Here is a 15368-nt window from a genome sequence, read left to right as displayed (position 1 = left end):
TTGGCCTCTGACGCCGTTCGCGATGGTCAGTCGAGATTGTCCATCACGTCATCGAGGTTCTGGCGCAGTTCGTCGATGCCATCCCACGGGTCGCTGCGCAGCCGCGCCAGCCGCTTCGGCGCGGAATGGATGTCGAAGTCGTGGCCGCTTTTCAGCTTGCCCAGTTCGGTCCAGCGCAGCGGCATCGCCACCGGCGCACCGGGCCGGGCGCGCAGCGAGTACGAGGCCACGCTGGTGGCGCCGCGACTGTTGCGCAGGTAGTCGACGTAGATCAGCCCCTCGCGTAGTGCCTTGCTGGCGGTGGCGATGAACTCCAGCGGATGGGCCTGCGCGAGCGAGCTGGCGAACGCCTGGGCGAAGGCTTTCACCTGCGGCCACGGACCACCGGGATTGATCGGCAGCACCACGTGCAGGCCCTTGCCGCCGGTGGTGCGCACGAACGACTCCAGCCCCACCTGCGACAGCAGCTTGCGCACCAGTCGTGCCGCGGCCACCACGCGATCCCAGGCCACGTTCTCGCCGGGATCGAGGTCGAACACCACGCGGTCGGCCTTGTCCGGCTGTCTGACGGTCGCACCCCAGGGGTGGAATTCCAGCACGCCGAACTGCACCAGTTCGATCACCGAGCTGGCATCGCGTGGATAGATGTAGCTGGCCTGCGTGCCGGATTCTTCCTTCAGCTTCACGCTGCCGACGTGCTTGAGGCCCGGGATCATGTGCTTCTGGAAGAAGCAGTCCTTCCCGGTGCCTTCCGGGCAGCGGATGACCGAGGTGGGGCGGTCCACCACGCCGGGCAGGAACCAGTCCATCACACTGGCGTAGTAGTCGGCCACTTGCTGTTTGGTGATGCCGTCCCCGGGATACACCACGCGATCGGGATGGGTGATGGTGATGTCGGCGGCGGGTGCCTCGTTTTCGCCTTTGCGGCGATTCCGGGCCGGACGCGTGGATGGGGCACGATCGCTGTCACGCAGATCTGCGGCGGTCTTGTCGGTACGCATGGTCTTCAGGTCCGGTTGGCGCAGCAGGTGCTTGTTGCCGATACCACGGTAGTACACCTCGGCCCCCGTGTTCGGTTCGACCCGACATGCGTCGCGCAGCTAACGTGTCGATCGTGTGCATGTGAAAGCCGGGTGCCTCGGCGGGTAGGTCAGCAACGGCTGCCTTCAAGGTTGCCCAATCCCCAACCCCCGTATGGAGGTATCGCTCGCGAGCGCGCTCCTGCGGAGCGTGCCTGTCAGCGGAACGTCACCCGACAACCGACGTAGATCGCGCGGCCAGGACCGGGTTCGTAGTAGCGGCCGGTGGATTCGTTGACGATGACCGAGCCGATGTAGCGGCGGTCGAACAGGTTGTCCAGGCGCAGGAAGGGCGCCACCTGCACGCGGATGCTGTCGATGACGTAACCCATGCTGGCGTCGACCAGCGCGTAGCCCGGTGCACGCGCGGTATTGACATCGTTGGCGACGACCGCGCCGATCGCTGACAGCTGCAACCGGGCATGCCAGCCGCGGGCGCCGCCCCAGCGGAGGCTGGCGTCCAGCGCCGAGCGCGGCACGCCGGCGATGCGCGTGCCGCTGCCGTCCGGCGATTGGGTGAAGCGTGCATCGAGCCAGGTGTAGGCGAGATGGGCCTGCCAGCGCGGGGCCAGGGTCAGATGCAGTTTGGCTTCGATGCCGCGTCTTTTCGCACGGCCGCGATTGCGGTACGTGGTGCGGCCGTCGGTGTTGCTGTCCACCGCCAGCTCGTCGCGCGTGTCGGCCTGGAACCACGCCAGCTCGATGCTGTTGTCACCGACCAAGCGCCACTTCGAACCGAGTTCGAGGTTGGTCGAACGGGCGGCGGCCAGGCCCAGGTTGAGGCCGCTGCCGCCATCGCTGCGATAGCCGAGTTCGCTGAAGGTGGGCGTTTCGAAACCGTGTCCCCACGACGCGTACAGATGCCAGTTGCCGGTGGCGCGGAACAGCGCGCCGGCGACCGGATTGGTGGCGCTGTAGACACGCTGGCCGCTGTCGTCGGGGTTGCCGGCGGTGATGTAGCGATCGTCCACGCGGAAATGCACGCTGCTGTGCCGCACGCCGCCGCTGAGCGACCAGCGCGACGACAGCTTCCAGCTGGCCTGCGCGTACTGGTCGAAATCCCACACCACGTCCTGCTCGTCGCGGCGCAGGGCGCCGATCACGCCCAGCGTGTCGCCGACGAAATTCTCGTAGCCGCGGCGCTGCTGGTTCTGGCGGTCCCAACTGCTGCCCACGATCAACTCAAATGGGCGTCCGCCAAGCCGGCCCTCCCGGCGCCGGCGCAGATCCACGCCGCCGTAGCCGCCATCCAGATCGACGACGCCGCCGGCGCTGAGCGCGCTGGCCTGTGCCACCGGCGGTATCGACAGGATCTGTTGCACCGCGCGTCGACCGTAGTAGGTCAACGCGCGCCATTCGCCGCCGCGCTCGTCATCGTGTTCGGCGACAAGGCCGAGCTGGTTCTGCCGCACGCTCTTGCGGGTGTCATAGATCAGCGCCGATGGCGCGGCCTGGCGCGGATCGGCCCGGTATTCCGGCCAGGTGAGCCCCTTCGGGTCCTGCGCATGCGGCAGCAGCACGCTGTTGGCCACCACCGTGACGCGGTTGCCGCCGCCCAGCGCGAAGCGCAGTTTGGCGTTGCCGTTGTAGCGGGTGGCTCGGCTGTGCCGGCGGAAACCGTCGCCGTCGAGGCGCGACAGGTCGAGGTTGTAGTCGAGGTCGCCGGCGATGCCGCGCGTGCCCAGTTCGACGCGCTGACCGGCGTAACGCCCCGCGCCGAACATCATCCGCCACTCCGGTGGATCGGTGCCGTCGGCGGTGAACAGCTGGATCACGCCGCCGGAAGAATTGCCGTACAGCGCCGAGAACGGTCCGCGCAACACCTCGATGCGATCGGCCGCGCCGAGGCTGAAGTTCGACACCTGGCCCTGACCGTCCGGCATGGTGGCGGGAATGCCGTCCACGTACAGCCGCACGCCGCGCACGCCGAAGGTGGTGCGCGCACCGAAGCCGCGGATCGAGATCTGTTCGTCCTGCGCCGCATTCTGCCGGTCACGCGCCAGTACGCCGGGCACCTCGCGCAGGGATTCGGATGGATCGATCGATGCCCGATTCGCCTGGATCTGCTGCAGGCTCACCGCGTCGATCGACACCGGCAGCTCGAACGGTTGCTGCGCGTGGCGGGTCGCGGTGACCACTACCACAGGCAGGGTGGCGGCCGCCTCGCGCGCCGCACCGGGGGGCACCTCATCCTGCGCCAGGGCGGGGAGGGCCCAGACGGCCAGCCCCGTCGCCAACAGCATCGACCGGCAAGCGGCGCCGCGGCTCATCCGCATGAGCGGCCCGTGCAGCAAATCCGATGTGCATGGATGACAAGGTGCATGTCTGCCGCCTGATTGCCGGTTCCGTCCCATGGATGATCGCCGCGAAGCAGTCGCCCCTTCGCGGGCAACGCGCAGACCATCACCTCGTTGCCGCTGGTGGCGTCCAGTCCGCCATGGTCGCCGGCCGCGATCGCCGCGCATTGCCGGCCATCCACAGCATAGGACATCGGCGTTGCCTGGCCTTCGGGCATCGGTGCCCAGGCGACAGATTCGGCCCGCGCGATTGGCAAGGCCCGCGAGGCGGGTGCATAGTGCCCAGGAGAGACTGGAGAGGATCCCGTGGGACGGTCGTGAAGCGCCCGTCGCCCCCAGCATTCATCCCTGCAGGGTGCGACGCGTCAGGATCGGTACGGGAGGGACATGATGGCCATGACCGAACCACCCACGCTGGAGCGCGATCGGTTCTCGCACTCCGTGCTGCAGGCCCTGCCGATCGCGGCGTACACCACCGATGCCGAGGGCACGATCACCTTCTTCAACGAGGCAGCCGTCGAGCTGATGGGACGGCGCCCCGAGGCGGGCAGGAAGTGGTGCATCCCGGCGCGGTTGTTCCGCCTCGATGGCACGCCGCTGGCGCACGACCAGTGCCCGATGGCCATCGCGATACGCGAGGCGCGAACCCTGTACGGCGAGACAACCATCGCCGAGCGCTCCGACGGCCAGCGTGTACACGTTGCCGAGTACCCGACTCCGCTGTTCGACGAGGGCAGGCTGGTCGGCGCGGTGAACATGCTGGTGGACATCACCGACCAGCAGGAGGCGGAGCAGGCCAACCGGGATCTCGCGCGCCGGCTGAAGCAACGCCTGGCCGAACGCACACGCCTTGCGGAGGCCCACATCGAGCGCCTGCACCGCAGCGAGCGCTACTTCCAGCTGCTGGTGTCCAACGTCACCGACTACGCGATCTTCATGCTCGATCCCGAAGGCCAGATCACCAACTGGAATACCGGTGCCGAACGCATCAAGGGCTACCGCGCCGACGAGATTGTCGGCCAGCATTTTTCCCGCTTCTACACCGAGGAGGACCGCAGGCTCGGCAAGCCCGCGATCGCCCTGGCCACGGCGCTGCGCGAGGGGCATTACGTCGCCGAGGGCTGGCGGGTCCGCAAGGATGGCGGCCGCTTCTGGGCCAGCGTGGTGATCGATCCGGTTTTCGACGACGGCGCCCTGGTCGGCTTTGCCAAGATCACCCGCGACGTGTCCGAGCGCAGGCAGGCGGAGGCAGCGCTGATCGAGAGCGACGAACTGGCGCGCGGCATCATCGACTCCGCGCTGGACGGCTTCGCGCAACTGGACGAGGCGGGCCGGATCGTGCGCTGGAACCCGCAGGCCGAGGCGATGTTCGGCTGGTCCCGGGCGGAGGCGCGGGGCCAGGTGCTGGCGGTCCTGCTCGGCCCGCCCGGCGAACCCGAACGCCTGGCCGTCGAGCTGAAGCCCGGTGTGGCGCGGGGTGCCAAACGCGGCGCCACGCGGCAAAGCGAGATGATCAACCGCGTGGGCGCGCGGATACCGGTGGAGCTGAGCGTCAGCACCTTGACCGTGCGCGGCAAGTCGCGCACCAACGTGTTCATCCGCGACCTCAGCGAAAAGATCCAGATCGAGGCGCAACTGCGCCAGGCGCAGAAGATGGAGGCCGTCGGCCAGCTCACCGGCGGCCTGGCGCACGATTTCAACAACCTCCTGCAGGGCATCATCGGATCGCTGGACTTGATCCAGATGCAAGCTGGCGCGGGCGACATCGCCAATGTGGAGCGCTTCGTCCAGGGTGCGCTGAACTCGGCCAACCGCGCCGCCGCCATGACCCACCGGCTGCTGGCGTTCTCGCGCCGCCAGCCGCTGGACCCGCGCCCGGTGGCGACCAACCCGCTGATCTTGTCGATGGCGGAGTTGCTGCGACGCACTGTCGGCGAGTCGGTGACGCTCACGTTCGAACTCGCACCCGACCTGTGGCTGACCCTGTGCGACCCGAACCAGCTGGAAAGCGCCTTGCTCAACCTGACCATCAACGCCCGCGATGCGATGCCCGATGGCGGCAACCTGCTGATCCGTTCAAGCAACATGGATGCGGGCGCCATCAAAAGCGACAACTGGTCGGAGGCCGGCGGCGGTCAATACATCTGCATCGAAGTGGCGGACGAGGGCGTGGGCATGAGCCCCGAGGTGCTGGAGCACGCCTTCGAGCCCTTCTTCACGACCAAGCCGGCGGGGCGGGGCACGGGCCTGGGGCTGTCGATGATCTACGGTTTCGCGAGACAGTCGAACGGTTATTGCGACATCCGCAGCGAACCGGGCCAGGGCACGTCGATCAGGCTCTACCTGCCTCGCCACGTCGCTGCGCTGCAGGAAAAGGCCGGGCAGGCGGACGCCGTCCTGCACGCGCTGTCCAGCGACGAGTTCGTGCTGGTGGTGGATGACGAGAAGGTGGTGCGCCACGTGGTGGTGGAGGTGCTGAACCAGCTGGGCTATGCCGTGCTGGAAGCGGAGAATGCCGATGCCGCACTGGCCGCGATCGAGTCCCGCGGGAACCTGCACATGCTGATTTCGGACATCGGCCTGCCGGGCATGAATGGCCGCCTGCTCGCCGAGATCCTGCGCGAGCGCCAGCCCGGCCTGAAAGTGCTGCTGATGACCGGCTATGCCGCCGATGCATCATCGGCCACGGGATTTCCCGCAGGCATGGAACTGATCGCCAAGCCGTTCACGGTGAATGCCCTGGCCGATCGCCTGCGCCGGATGCTGGGCGATGGTTCGGACCAGGACGCGATCGACGGGAAGGCGTGAGACGGCGGAAGCCTGTCTCAGGGATGCGGCGGGGCGGGGGGTAGGGCCAACAGGTCGCGGACGATCTGTCGCAGCATTTCCACCGATACCGGCTTGTTGATCATGCGGACCTGCGGGAACTCTTCCGCGAGCGCGGTGAGATCACCCCCGGACATCACCACGAACGGGATCTTGCGCTTCTGCAAGGCCACCATGACCGGCCAGGCGTTCTCCCCGCGCAGGCCGACGTCGATCATCGCCGCGTCGAACGGGCTGGCCTCGACCTCGTTGAGAGCGTCGACCAGATTGAGGTCGACCAGCACTTCCAGGCCCATGGCCTGCAGTGCGTCCTCCATTACCATCGCGACCACGGGATCGTCCTCGACCACCAATACGCGCTTGCAATCTTCCTCTTGCATGGCCGCCGCCTCGTCCTGCCCTGTGCAGGCATTGTAGACGTACCGCGATCACTTGGGCTGCCGCTGCAGGAAGGACTGCGGCCGGGGGTTCGGACCGTCAAGGCCACCACCCGGGCGAAGGGGCGGGAGAACCGGCTCGCCCGGCCGAGATGCTACGCCGGGACGCCCGCGGCGTCGGCTGCAGCGGGCAGGTGGATGCGTTGCGCCGTCAGTTCGATGCCGCAGAGATCGAGTGCCCGGATACTGGTGGTCATGAAGTCGATGAAGGCGCGGATCCGCTTCGGCAGTTGCTGCCGGCTCAGGTAGCACAGGTAATGTCCGCGATCATCTGGCGCATCCTGTTCCAGGCACGCCACCAGCGCACCGTCGCGCAGCGCCTCGCTTGCCTGGTATGCAGGGAGCTGGGCCAATCCCTGGTTGTCGAGCACCGCACGCATGGCAAGTTCGGGGTCGTTGACGACGATGGCTCCGTCCGGCGTGATGCTGCGCTTCTGGCCGTCGACCTTGAAATCCCAGCTTTGCAGGCGGCCACTGGCCAGGCGCTGGTTGATGCATGAGTGGGCGACCAGGTCATCGACCGAGTCGGGCAAGCCGTGCTGACTGGCGTACCGGGGCGACGCGCAAACGTGCATCTGCATCGGGATCAGCTGCTTGGCGATGATCTGGCTGTCGTCCAGGCGGCCATCGCGGAAGGCGACGTCGAAGCCGTCGGTCGCGAAATCCACCGTGCCTTCATCCAGCAGCAGCTCGAGCGTCACCGCGGGAAAGCGGGCCCGGAACTCCGCCAACAGCGGTGCCACGACCTTGCGGCCGAAACCATGTGGGGCGCTGATCTTCAGCCGCCCCTGCGGCGGGCCTTCGCGCAGGTCGCGCATTTCTTCGAGAGCCTGCAGGATCTGGTCCACGCCGGGGCGGCAATTCTGGTAGAACAGCTCGCCCTCGCGGGTGATCGAGGTCGCGCGCGTCGTACGGCAGAACAGGCGTGCTCCGATCTGGCCCTCCAGTTTCTGCACGCTGCGGCTGACCGCTGAACGACCGATCCCCAACCGGTCGGCCGCGCGGGAAAAGCTGCCTTCGTTGGCCACGGTAATGAAGGCGACCACGCCGGCGTAGCTGGCCGACAGGCTGGATGCGAGGAGATCCTGATGGTCTGATGAGCCTGGGGGTGGCTGGATCTTGGACATGGCAGACTCGTTCCGTCTGAGCGGTTGACTCAGGGTGGCAGCAATGCCGCATCCGCGGAATCCCGGCTCAGGTCAGTCGCCGTCCCCTCGATCCGGGGTGTTCGCCTGGAGGTGAATGACGCGGCGTCCGTGGCGTTCGGCATCCACCGAGAAGGCGCCGGGCCCAACCAGCGCTATTGCCGCACAGCCACCGACGTGGCCCGCAAACAGCAATTGCCGGGCCGGGTCGGCTGAGGCAACCAGGGTGAACGCCACCGCCACACCCAGGAGCAGGGCAACAGATCGCGTTGTCAGCCCCGCGACGAGGAGCAGGGCGGCCAGCCCCGTCGCCACATGAAGAAAGGTGGCTCCAAGGATGTCCGTCGGCAGCATCGCGGCTACGCCGACGGCGACACAGGCGTAGCCGAGGCGGAGGATCAGCAAGGCGAGCCCGGCGGCACCATCGGGGTAGCGGCATACGTAATTGCTCATGTCGCGACGATATCGCCATATCGCCTTGCCGCGAGGCCCCTGTCGAGGGCGCGCGCAGCCCCCCGATCGAGGGTAGGATATTCGTCCTTCAGGGCATGGCGGGACTGGCACATCGGTGCAGCCGGGGTGAGTTATCGCGACGACGTGGTCACTCAGATTTTTTCTGCTTGCGGTGCTGGGGACTCTTCCCTTGGCGGTGCTTGCGGGGAAGCGTTCCCTCGCGGACTACTCCCACCAGCGCTGGACTGAAGCGAGCGCAACGCCGGTACCGGTGCGGGCGATGGCGCAAAGCCGGGATGGATTCCTCTGGCTTGCAACGGGCGAGGGATTGTTCCGCTTCGATGGAGCCCGATTCGAACGGATCGAGGCTGAAGGCGGCACCCGGAAAAACGATTTGCCCAGCGCGCTGCTGGTGACGAAAAGCGGGGATGTCTGGACCAATTTCGAGACGTCGCGTCGATTCGCCGTCTACCGACAGGGCGTACTCCGCATCCTGGATGCGCCCGCCGCCCCGAGCCGGATCGTCGAGATGGTCGAAGGCAAGGATGGCGCGATATGGGCGCTGACGGCGAACTTCAATGCGGAGGTGCTGCGTTTCCACGACGGGCGGTGGAAAACGTTCAGCGCGGCAGACGGCCTTCCGCAGAGCAGTGCCGCGAACATGCTCGTGGCGGCCGATGGCGCGATCTGGATCGCATGCGGCAGTGCGGTGGCGCGCCTGGCGCCCGGTGCCGCGCGGTTCGAGATCTATCGCAAGACGCCGCCGGGCATGGTGTCGCAGGATCCGGAAGGCCGGATATGGCTGACGGAAAGCGGTGGAAGCTATCCCCTCACCGGCCCCGGCGGGCGCGGCATGCTGGCGCCGCCGCATACGCTCCATCACGCCGGCGGCGGACAGGTCCGGGCAGCGCCGCTGTTTGACCATGAGGGCAACCTCTGGATCGGAACCCGCTACGAAGGCGTGAGGCGCATCACCACGCCAGCCGCCACGCACGGAAGTGGCGGCTGGGAGTCCGAATCGTTCACGAGCCGCGACGGCCTGTCCGCGGATGTAACGAACCAGTTGCTGGAGGACCGGGAAGGAAATGTCTGGGTCGCGACCGAACGAGGCCTCGACAAGTTCCGCCCTGCCACGCTCATCGCGGAACCCGAGCTGGGCTCGCCGGCGATTTTCGGCGACAAGCTGCTGGCGGCCTCCGACGGAAGCGTGTACATCGGAGAGGCGCACACTGTTTTCCGCGTCCGGCCCGGCGGCACGCCTGAGGCGATCCTGCGCAACCTGGCAGAGCCGCAGAGCCTGTGCGAGGCGCCGGACGGTGCGATCTGGATCGGCTTCGCGAGCCGGATCGTCGTGTGGGCCGATGGCGGCATCCGCAAGACGATCGAGCGCCCGGACCTGCGCGCCAACCACAATCTGATCTACGACTGCGCTTTCGACGCCGCCGGAAGCTTCTGGATGTCCGCGTCCGGGGGCGGACTGCGCCGCTACCGGGATGGTCGGTGGGAAACGATGCTGGCCGCCGGGGATCGCGCCGACTTCTATCCGACCACCATGGTGCGGGCTCCCGACGGAGGCATGGTTGTCCAGGCGGGGGACCGGCTGGTGTGGATCGACGAAGCCGGGAAACGGTCGTACACGCGCCTGGATTTCGGTGAAGGCGGGCTCAAGGTGCTTACCCTCTACACGAGCGGAGACGATGTCTACGCAGCGGGTGCCTTCGGCCTTTCCCGCATCCGCGCGGGCCAGGTCGAGACGATCCGGGCCGATCCGGTTTCGCCGGACAGTCGCATCAACGGCATCGTGCGGACGCCGGCCGGCGATGCCTGGCTGGCGTATCCGAAGTCACTGGTCCGGTTTCGCGCGGGCGATCTCGATCACGCATTTGTCGACAAGACGCTCCCGACACCGACGCTTTCGCTCGGCTCCGGTGACGGGCTCCGCAGCCAGCCCCATTCGCATTCGCAACGGTCGATGGTGCGCGGCGGCGACGGACGGCTGTGGATCGCGACGGAGACCGGGACGCTGTGGATGGATCCCGCTCACGTCATTCGCAACGCGTTCCCTCCCGGCCTTGCGATCAAGTCGCTCATCGCCGACGGACACGCCTACGGGGATCCGGCGGCATTGGAACTTGCGCCGGGTACGTCCAAGATCGAGATCGACTTCGCCGTGCTGAGCCTGGCCGATCCTCCACGCGTGCAAGCGCGGTACATGCTCGAGGGAACCGATCGCGACTGGGTCGATTCCGGCGCGAGGCGCCAGGCGTTCTACACCAACCTCCCGCCGGGGAAGTACCGGTTCCGGGTGATCGGTGCCAACAATGACGGCGTCTGGAACCGTGCCGGAGCCACGCTGGAATTCACCATACCGCCTACCTTCGTCCAGTCGGGGTGGTTCGTCCTGCTCTGCGCCGCGCTCGTGCTGGTTTTCTTCGGAGCCATCTACCGGTGGCAGGTGACGCGGATCGCGCGCCGCATCCATGCCAGGCTTGACGAGCGTGCCGGAGAACGCGAACGCATTGCGCGCGAGCTCCATGACACCCTGTTGCAGGGTATCCAGGGACTGATGCTGCGCTTCCAGGCGGTCGCCGACCGGCTGACTCACGATGACAAGTCGCACGAGCAGCTCGAGGCCGCACTTGCCGCAGCCGACGAAGTCGTGGTCGACGCCAGGAACCGCGTGCGTGACCTGCGCGGTCTCGAAGGCACGAACGACCTTTGCCTGATCATCGAGCACCTCGTTGCCGAAGCGCCGTTCGATCCCCCGATCCCGGTCCGCATCGTCGTGGAGGGCAAACCGCGGCTGCTGCATCCCTTCGTCGCCGAGGAGATAAAGAGAATCGTGCGCGAGGCGCTTTTCAACATGGCGCTCCATGCCCGCGCGTCATCGGCTGAAGTGGCTATAGGCTTCGAGCCGCGGCATCTGGCCATTCGCATGCGCGACGACGGCGTCGGCATCCCCGGTGACGTGGTGGCGCATGGACACAAGGACGGGCACTTCGGCATGATCGGCATGCGCGAGCGGGCCGAGCGGATCGGCGGCAAACTGATCGTCAGCAGCACGCCCGGCGCGGGCGCCGAAATCACGCTCACCTTGCCGGCCAAACTGGCGTTCGCGAAGGGGAAGCCGCGCCATCGGTCCTGGCTGCCGTTGCCGATGCGAAGGAAGCCTTTCGATGAGTGACCAGAAGATCCGGATTCTCGTGGTCGATGACCATCCCGTCCTGCGCGATGGCGTTGCCGCCATCCTGCAGAACCAGGCCGACATGGAAATGGTGGGCGAGGCGCGCAACGGGGGAGAAGCGGTCGAACGCTTCCGTGCGCTGCGTCCGGATGTGACGCTCATGGACCTGCAGATGCCGGGAATGAATGGTGTCGACGCGATCGCCGCGATACGAACGGAATATCCGGGTGCACGGATCATCGTGCTCACGACGTATGCGGGCGACGTGCAGGCCGTGCGCGCGCTGAAAGCGGGAGCGCTCGGATACCTGCTCAAGAACAGCCTTCGAACCGAATTGATCGAGGCGATCCGGGACGTGCATCGCGGGAAGCGTCGGGTGCAGCGCGATGTCGCCGATGAAATCGCGCTGCACGTGGTCGATGAGGCCCTTACCGAGCGTGAAATCGCGATACTCCGTCTGGTGGCGATCGGCAAGGCAAACAAGCAGGTGGGGGCGGAGCTTGGCCTGTCCGAAGAGACCATCAAGGGCCACTTGAAGAACATATTCTCCAAGCTGGACGTGTCGGACCGTACCCATGCGGTCACGGTGGCGGCGCGACGAGGCATCATCGAGCTGTGAGCCGCTCCCGTGCGGAGCCCCGCAGGAGCGTGGCGGGTCAACCTGCAGCAGCGGGAGCCGGGATTCGATGCCCTGGTGATGTCGATGCAAGGCTCGATGATGTGGCCGTGTCCAGCGCGTTCAGAAAGCCGCGTTGCCACTTGTCGATGTCGTTCTCCCGCAACCGCTTCATCAGCGCATGCCAGCGTTCCATGCGTTCGCCAAGCAACATCCCGGACGCCGTGGCGATGGCATCGGCGACCGCATCCAGGTCCAGCGGATTGACGATCAGCGATTCCTTCATTTCGCATGCCGCCCCCGCCAGGGCAGACAGCACCAGCACGCCGGGATCCGCCGGGTCCTGAGCCGCGACGAATTCCTTCGCCACCAGATTCATGCCGTCGCGCAGCGGCGTCACCAGGGCGACGCGCGCCATGCGGTAGAAGCCGGTCAAGGTGTCGTGGGCGAAGTTGCGATTGACGTAACGCAACGGCGTCCAGTCGGGTTCGGCATGGCTGCCGTTGACGTGGCCGGCGATCTGTTCCAGTTGACTGCGCAGTGCCTGGTATTCGACAACCTCGCCACGCGACAGCGGAGCAATCTGCAGAAAAGTCAGCCTGCCTTTCTGCGCGGAGTGGCGTTCGAGGTAGCGTTGGAAACCGAGGAAGCGCTCGGGCAATCCCTTGGAGTAGTCCAGGCGATCGACACCGATGGCCAGCTGTCGCGGCGCCACGCTCCTGCACAGATCACGTACGGCCGGGTTGTGGACGGCCTCGGCGGCTTGCTGGGCGATGAGTCCGGTGTCGATGCCGATCGGAAAGGCGCCGATGCGAAAACGATGGCAATCGGCGGCTCGCAGCTCGGTTGGGCCTGTTTCGGTGCAGCCGCCGAACAGCAAGGCATAAGTCCGGAAGCGCTCGACGTCACCCTGGGTCTGGAAACCCACCAGGTCGCACGCGTGGAGAAGGCAGATCAGCCGCTGGTGCTCCGGCAAAGCCTGGACCAGATCGGCCGACGGCATCGGTACATGCAGGAAGAAGCCGATCCGGCAGCCGATGCCCAGCCCACGAAGCATCGATGCCAGCGGAATCAGGTGGTAGTCGTGGATCCACAATGTGTCGCTGTCGCGCAGCAGTGGCGCCAGCTTTTCGGCGAACTGCCGGTTCACGCGCAGATAGCCCTCGCGCCGCTTCCGGTCGCAATCGACCAGGTCCATCCGCGAATGCAGCAACGGCCACAGCGTGCGATTGGAGAAGCCGTTGTAGTAATCGTCGTGGTCGCGCTGGCAAAGATCCATGGTCAGGAAGCGGATATCCCCGACGCGCTGCTGATGCAGCTCGCCGTTCGGCTCCCGCGTGATCTTTCCGCTCCAGCCGAACCACACGCCACCTCGCGCATGCAGTGCGGAGAGCAGGCCGACAGCCAGCCCGCCCGCGCGATTCTCGCCGGGCAGGGCAACGCGATTGGAAACAACGACAAGACGGCTCATGTGGTTTCTGCCCGCATTCAGGACTGTGCTCGTGGCGGTGCAGGCCCGCCACGGCGGATCGTCAAGCGGATTCCCCGAGCGGGAGGGTCTTGCCGGCAGCGGCCGGACCGGCGAACGGCGATTTCCATGCGGCGCCCGCGATCCTGTTGCCGATGCCGCGGAAGTGCTCGCTCAGGAGTTGGTCCGGGTTGATCGTCTCCACGCTGGCATCCGCCATGAGCCGCCGATAGAGGCCGTGCGGCGTCCATGTCCAGTAGGACCTGCCGAGCAGGAAGGCCATCAGGACAGCGCAGTTGGACCACCCTCGCAGCTGCGTGCCGCGGCCCGGGATGGCTTCGCGCACCTTGAGTACGTGACCGGCTGCTCCCCAGCGCAGGAACTTGATCGCTTCGTTTGCCGAGAGCACGTCGACCATCAGGCGCGTCCACCAGGGTTCAACCAGCAGCCAGCTTTCGTGGTCCAGCTTGCGGATGGCGAACACGTGCTTGTGCTTCGCATGGGCGAAGCGGTGCCACCACTGCGGATACAGGCCGGGAACAAAACAGACCAGCCATTCAGCCGCCGGCAACGTCACCACCGATCCGTTCTCGTCGATGTCGAGGGCCGGCTCGTCGGCGCCATCAGCCGTGTCGTCGGCATCGCGAACGTCGAACGCGGTCAATGTCGGCAGCAACGCCACCGTCTTCAGTTTTTCAAGCAAGGGGGACATGCGCGACTCCTGTAAGGCTTCCGAAGGCGACCACCGCGTGCAGGCGATCGCGTGGGAAAACTTTAGGATTGCGGCCAGGCCGCCGGAAGCCATGGAGGCGTATTCACCGTGTTCCGTGCGAGGCACCAATGCCGACGCGCGCGCGTATCGACAGGCAGGAACATCCGCCCCGGGAATGTTCGCCGGGGTATCTTCAGGCGGCGGCGAGTTGCCGTATCTCCTGCTCGACCAAATCCGAGAAGAGCCGGACTCTTGCCGGCGTGAGTTTGCCGAAGGGGTGCAGCGCCCGCAGTGGCAGCGGGGGCAGGGGATGGTCGCGCAGCAGCTGGACCAGATCGCCGCGATCGAGGTCAGCCTGCACGGTGCACTTCATCAGATGGGCCACACCCATGCCGCCGAGTGCAGCGGCGTGCAAGCCGAATCCGGTATCCAGGCCGAGGCGGCCGCGCGGCGTGATCGTGGTGCCGTCCCTGAACGTCAACGGCAAGGTCCTGCCTGCAAACAGGTAGCGCACGAATGGCAGTTCTCGCAGCTCCTGCACCGAGCGCGGCTCACCCGCCCGCTGCAGGAATGCCGGCGAGGCGACCAGCACCATGTCGAGGCTGGCGAGCGTCCTCATCTTCAGCTCGCTCTCCACGGTGGTTCCGACGCGGAACACCACGTCGTATCCCTCCGCGATCACGTCGACGTGCCGATCCGCCAGCGCCAGATCCAGTTCCAGTTGCGGATGCGCGGCGAGGAACTTCGTGGTGATCGGTTCCATCAGCAGGCGGCCGAGTTCGCCAGGCATGCTCACGCGCAGGCGACCACGCGCTCCGCCCATCGGGCGAATCGCGTCCGCGGAATCCTGGATGTCACGCAGCAGCGGCGCAACGCGGTTGAAGAACGCCTGGCCGTCCGGGGTCAGGCTCAGCGTGCGGGTCGATCGGCGAAACAGTTGCGTGCCCAGGTCGCCTTCCAGTCGCCGGACCGCCTTGGAGATCGCGGATGGAGTCGTCCCCGCGTTGCGTGCGGCTGCGCTGAACGAGCCGGCCTCCGCCACTCGCACGAAGGCGACCAGGCCGGCGGACTGATTGAGCAAGCTGGACATCTTGGACTCCGGGGCACAACTGCTGTGCCGTCTGCAGGACTGGTTGGCGAAATCGGCTGCC

At 66.6% G+C, this 15368-nt stretch carries 12 protein-coding genes; 3 read left to right on the top strand and 9 right to left on the bottom strand.

The features are described 5' to 3' along the window. Positions 1-26: 26 nt before the first annotated feature. The 3 genes from ligD to B1991_RS02415 form a co-directional block, all read right to left on the bottom strand. The gene (gene ligD / locus B1991_RS02425; RefSeq protein ID WP_246031031.1) at positions 27-1058 is read right to left on the bottom strand and encodes a non-homologous end-joining DNA ligase; all 1032 of its coding nucleotides are present in this window, start codon (positions 1056-1058) and stop codon (positions 27-29) included. A 179-nt stretch (positions 1059-1237) separates the two neighbouring features. Next, positions 1238-3322 carry a TonB-dependent receptor family protein gene (locus B1991_RS02420; RefSeq protein WP_136257121.1) on the bottom strand — a complete coding sequence of 695 codons (2085 nt, stop codon included), beginning with the start codon at positions 3320-3322 and terminating at the stop codon, positions 1238-1240. 23 nt (positions 3323-3345) lie between these two features. Beyond that, positions 3346-3570, bottom strand: a complete 225-nt coding sequence (locus B1991_RS02415; protein ID WP_136257120.1) for a hypothetical protein — start codon at positions 3568-3570, stop codon at positions 3346-3348. Positions 3571-3772: 202 nt separating this feature from the next. Here B1991_RS02415 and B1991_RS02410 point away from each other — a divergent pair, with 202 nt between their 5' ends. Then, positions 3773-6184, top strand: a complete 2412-nt coding sequence (locus tag B1991_RS02410) for a PAS domain S-box protein (protein WP_246031030.1) — start codon at positions 3773-3775, stop codon at positions 6182-6184. Between the two features lie 17 nt (positions 6185-6201). On the opposite strand, the gene B1991_RS02405 is transcribed toward B1991_RS02410, so the two are convergent. The 3 genes from B1991_RS02405 to B1991_RS02395 all read right to left on the bottom strand — a co-directional run bounded on the left by B1991_RS02405 (position 6202) and on the right by B1991_RS02395 (position 8237). Then, positions 6202-6582, bottom strand: coding sequence for a response regulator (locus B1991_RS02405; protein ID WP_136257118.1), 381 nt, complete (start codon positions 6580-6582; stop codon positions 6202-6204). 152 nt (positions 6583-6734) lie between these two features. Continuing rightward, positions 6735-7766 carry a LysR family transcriptional regulator gene (locus B1991_RS02400; protein ID WP_136257117.1) on the bottom strand — a complete coding sequence of 344 codons (1032 nt, stop codon included), beginning with the start codon at positions 7764-7766 and terminating at the stop codon, positions 6735-6737. A 72-nt stretch (positions 7767-7838) separates the two neighbouring features. After that, a complete protein-coding gene (locus tag B1991_RS02395) occupies positions 7839-8237 on the bottom strand; it encodes a hypothetical protein (protein ID WP_136257116.1) in 399 nt (132 codons plus the stop codon). Between the two features lie 196 nt (positions 8238-8433). Between B1991_RS02395 and B1991_RS02390 the strand changes: the two genes are divergently transcribed. Further along, the gene (locus B1991_RS02390) at positions 8434-11421 is read left to right on the top strand and encodes a sensor histidine kinase (RefSeq protein ID WP_246031032.1); all 2988 of its coding nucleotides are present in this window, start codon (positions 8434-8436) and stop codon (positions 11419-11421) included. Further along, positions 11414-12040, top strand: a complete 627-nt coding sequence (locus B1991_RS02385) for a response regulator transcription factor (protein ID WP_136257114.1) — start codon at positions 11414-11416, stop codon at positions 12038-12040. The genes B1991_RS02390 and B1991_RS02385 overlap by 8 nt, the downstream gene beginning before the upstream one ends. Positions 12041-12077: 37 nt before the next feature. On the opposite strand, the gene B1991_RS02380 is transcribed toward B1991_RS02385, so the two are convergent. The 3 genes from B1991_RS02380 to B1991_RS02370 all read right to left on the bottom strand — a co-directional run bounded on the left by B1991_RS02380 (position 12078) and on the right by B1991_RS02370 (position 15307). After that, the gene (locus B1991_RS02380) at positions 12078-13508 is read right to left on the bottom strand and encodes an alpha,alpha-trehalose-phosphate synthase (UDP-forming) (RefSeq protein ID WP_136257113.1); all 1431 of its coding nucleotides are present in this window, start codon (positions 13506-13508) and stop codon (positions 12078-12080) included. Positions 13509-13569: 61 nt separating this feature from the next. Further along, a complete protein-coding gene (locus tag B1991_RS02375) occupies positions 13570-14217 on the bottom strand; it encodes a hypothetical protein (protein ID WP_136257112.1) in 648 nt (215 codons plus the stop codon). Positions 14218-14410: 193 nt separating this feature from the next. Continuing rightward, the gene (locus tag B1991_RS02370; protein ID WP_136257111.1) at positions 14411-15307 is read right to left on the bottom strand and encodes a LysR family transcriptional regulator; all 897 of its coding nucleotides are present in this window, start codon (positions 15305-15307) and stop codon (positions 14411-14413) included. Positions 15308-15368 lie beyond the last annotated feature (61 nt).

The organism is Rhodanobacter lindaniclasticus, assembly GCF_004799035.1.
GTDB lineage: Bacteria > Pseudomonadota > Gammaproteobacteria > Xanthomonadales > Rhodanobacteraceae > Rhodanobacter > Rhodanobacter lindaniclasticus.
Note: the sequence above shows the minus strand (reverse complement) of the source record. Positions and strands in the feature narration are given on the sequence as shown.

Excerpts from the sequence above, each read along its gene's own strand:
- B1991_RS02395 (WP_136257116.1), bottom strand. The coding sequence starts at position 8,237 with ATGAGCAATTACGTATGCCGCTACCCCGATGGTGCCGCCGGGCTCGCC.
- B1991_RS02375 (WP_136257112.1), bottom strand. The coding sequence starts at position 14,217 with ATGTCCCCCTTGCTTGAAAAACTGAAGACGGTGGCGTTGCTGCCGACA.
- B1991_RS02410 (WP_246031030.1), top strand. The coding sequence starts at position 3,773 with ATGACCGAACCACCCACGCTGGAGCGCGATCGGTTCTCGCACTCCGTG.
- B1991_RS02420 (WP_136257121.1), bottom strand. The coding sequence starts at position 3,322 with ATGCTGTTGGCGACGGGGCTGGCCGTCTGGGCCCTCCCCGCCCTGGCG.
- B1991_RS02370 (WP_136257111.1), bottom strand. The coding sequence starts at position 15,307 with ATGTCCAGCTTGCTCAATCAGTCCGCCGGCCTGGTCGCCTTCGTGCGA.
- B1991_RS02405 (WP_136257118.1), bottom strand. The coding sequence starts at position 6,582 with ATGCAAGAGGAAGATTGCAAGCGCGTATTGGTGGTCGAGGACGATCCC.
- B1991_RS02400 (WP_136257117.1), bottom strand. The coding sequence starts at position 7,766 with ATGTCCAAGATCCAGCCACCCCCAGGCTCATCAGACCATCAGGATCTC.
- B1991_RS02415 (WP_136257120.1), bottom strand. The coding sequence starts at position 3,570 with ATGTCCTATGCTGTGGATGGCCGGCAATGCGCGGCGATCGCGGCCGGC.
- B1991_RS02385 (WP_136257114.1), top strand. The coding sequence starts at position 11,414 with ATGAGTGACCAGAAGATCCGGATTCTCGTGGTCGATGACCATCCCGTC.
- B1991_RS02380 (WP_136257113.1), bottom strand. The coding sequence starts at position 13,508 with ATGAGCCGTCTTGTCGTTGTTTCCAATCGCGTTGCCCTGCCCGGCGAG.